Origin of the sequence: Paraclostridium benzoelyticum, from assembly GCF_001006285.1 — a bacterium.
In the GTDB taxonomy this organism is placed as follows: domain Bacteria; phylum Bacillota; class Clostridia; order Peptostreptococcales; family Peptostreptococcaceae; genus Paraclostridium; species Paraclostridium benzoelyticum.
On the sequence record NZ_LBBT01000001.1, the window covers coordinates 1 to 2,795 of the forward strand.

The 2,795-nt window shown below is 27.9% G+C and carries 3 protein-coding genes; all 3 read left to right on the forward strand.

Features of this window, described 5'->3' with window-relative positions; all coding sequences use genetic code 11:
* Positions 1–69: 69 nt before the first annotated feature.
* Genes VN21_RS00005 through VN21_RS00015 form a run of 3 tightly spaced genes read left to right on the forward strand, consistent with a single transcriptional unit; the run spans position 70 to position 2,554 of the window.
* Complete coding sequence (locus tag VN21_RS00005; RefSeq protein ID WP_046821459.1) at positions 70–288, forward strand: FeoA family protein; 219 nt, start codon at positions 70–72, stop codon at positions 286–288.
* Between the two features lie 20 nt (positions 289–308).
* Positions 309–2,213: a ferrous iron transport protein B gene (gene feoB, locus VN21_RS00010; protein WP_046821460.1), complete on the forward strand. Its 1,905-nt coding sequence runs from the start codon at positions 309–311 to the stop codon at positions 2,211–2,213.
* Between the two features lie 17 nt (positions 2,214–2,230).
* Complete coding sequence (locus VN21_RS00015; protein ID WP_046821461.1) at positions 2,231–2,554, forward strand: DUF2325 domain-containing protein; 324 nt, start codon at positions 2,231–2,233, stop codon at positions 2,552–2,554.
* The last annotated feature ends 241 nt before the right edge of the window (positions 2,555–2,795 follow it).

The window sequence follows — 2,795 nt, forward strand, 5'->3', positions numbered from 1 at the left end:
TATATGATAATTATTTTCAATTGAAATATAAAAATATATGAAAAAAAATATTAAAAAGGGGATGATTTCGTGAGTGTAAATAAACTTTCAATAGGAAGTAGCGGGATAGTCGATTATATATTTGGTGAAAATGATTTCACTAGAAGACTATTAGCTTTAGGATGTATAGAAGGTACAAAAATTACTGTGAAAAAAATAGCTCCATTAGGAGATCCAATTATAGTGAATTTTAGAGGATTTGATATAGCTTTAAGAAAAAAAGAAGCTGAATATATAAAAATAAAATAGCATTACAGGGGGATTTAATTATGATTAATGTAGCATTGGTTGGTAATCCTAATGTGGGTAAGACAACTGTATTTAATTCAATAACTGGCCTTAGCCAAAAAGTTGGCAATTGGCCTGGAGTTACAATCGAAAAAAGAGAAGGACATTTTGGAAAAAATATAAATATTGTAGATTTACCAGGAATCTATGCTATGGATACTTTTTCTAATGAAGAAAAAATATCTAAAAAATATTTAGATGAAGAAGATGTTGATGTAATAGTAAACGTAGTTGATGCAGCTAATTTATCAAGAAATTTATACCTAACAACTCAGCTTATGAAATATAATAAGCCTATGGTAATAATTTTAAATATGATAGATATGGCAAATTCAAAAGGCATAAAAATTAATTATGAAAAGCTTGAAAAAGAACTTGGGGTAAAGATAGTTCCTATGATAGCAAAGAAAAAAGTTAATGCTGATATTCTTGAAAAAGCCATTTTAGATAGTTCTAAATCATTAGTTATATACAAAGAATATCCACATGAAGAATATAAAACTTATAAAGAATTAGAAAAATCGTTAAGTAAATGTACAAGAAGTGAAAATGACAATAAGAAAAATTTAAGTGATAAAATTGATGACATAGTTTTAAATCCTATACTAGCATATCCAATATTTATAGGACTATTATATACCTTATTTAAATTTACTTTTGATTGGGTAGGAGGGCCACTACAAGAATTTTCAGCAGGAGCAATAGAAACGTACATACAAGGTCCTGTAAGTGAAATTATGGGAAACTCAAGTCCATGGTTTTACTCTTTAATAGTAGATGGAATTATAGGAGGTCTTGGTGGAGCATTACCATTTTTCCCATTAATATTTGTACTATTTTTAGGTATAACACTACTTGAAGATAGTGGATATATGTCAAGAATCGCATTTTTAATGGATAAAGTTATGGCAAAAGTTGGACTATCAGGAAAAACTTTTATTCCTATGGTTATGGGACTTGGATGTTCTTCACCAGCTATAATGGCAACGAGAACATTAGATAATGAACAAGATAGAAAAATAACTGCTCTTATAGCTCCATTAATGACTTGCGGAGCTAAGTTGCCTATATATGCAATGTTTGTTTCAATATTTTTCCCGGAAAATGCAGCTTTGGTTACAACTTCTCTATATTTAATAGGAATAATAGTAGCTATCTTTGTAGCCTTATTTATAACTAGAAGTCAAAACTCATACTCAACTTCACCATTTATAATAGAACTTCCGAAGTATTCTATGCCTACAGTTAGCCAATTATTTAAAAATACTTGGAATAAATCAAAAGGATTTTTAGTAAGAGTGTGTACTATAATGTTTGCAATGTCTATTGTTATATGGGTATTATCATCATTTAATTTTAGTGGATTTACATCTGAAATAAATGAAAGTTTTCTAGCAACTCTTGGAGGATTGGTATCGCCTATATTTGCACCGCTTGGGTTTGGAGATTGGAGAGCAGGAGTTTCTATATTAACTGGACTTTCAGCTAAAGAAATAGTCGTTGCTACAATGGAAATTTTATATGGAGATTTAAATACGGTTCTTCCTACAATGTTTACAACTGTAACTGCATATGGATTTTTAGTATTTAGTGCACTTTACACTCCTTGTATAGCAGCACTTGCAACTATGCAAAAAGAGTATGGAACTAAGATGACTTTAGTATCATTTTTATATCAATTCTTTATTGCATGGGTAGGAGCATTTTATGTATATCAAATAGGTACATTAATCACTACAGGATTTGTTATTGAAAATATAATGGCATTAATTATAGGAACTATAATTATATTTGCAGTAGGAATGATTATATTTAAAAAACTACAAAAAATAAATTTAAATAAAGAAGTAGATGTAAAATCTAAGCTAAAAGCTGTTATTCAATAAAGGAAGAAGGTGAACTTATGAGTGTTCTAGTTTTAGGTGGACATGAATGTATGGAGAAAGATTATAAAAGTCTTTTACGTGAAAAAGGTTATAATACGAAAATATATACAAAAATGCCATCTGGTCTTAAAAAAAGAATTGGGAATCCAGATGCTATAGTTTTATTAATGTCAACAATATCTCACAGTATGGCAGAACTTGCAATAAGAGATGCTAAAAGAAAAAAAATACCTGTTATAAAAGTTAAAAACAGTAGTAAAGAAGCTTTTTATGACTGTATAAAAGATATTGATAAATGTGTCGGAGATTGTAGTCAATGTAAATTAAAATGTAGAAGCTAGTCAATATGACTAGCTTTTTATTTTTGTCTATAATTACAAAAACCATATACTTAATATGAAATTTAATAAGTTAGCAAATTAAGATAAAGTTAGAAAAAATACTATCATTTTTCCAATTATTGGTATATTATATAAAATATAATTATAAATAAATCTATAAATTAAGGAAAGTATAGATTGTTTTTACGTATTTTAATTAGGGAGATGGTTTTATGAATAAGAAAAAATTAGTTATAGGAAT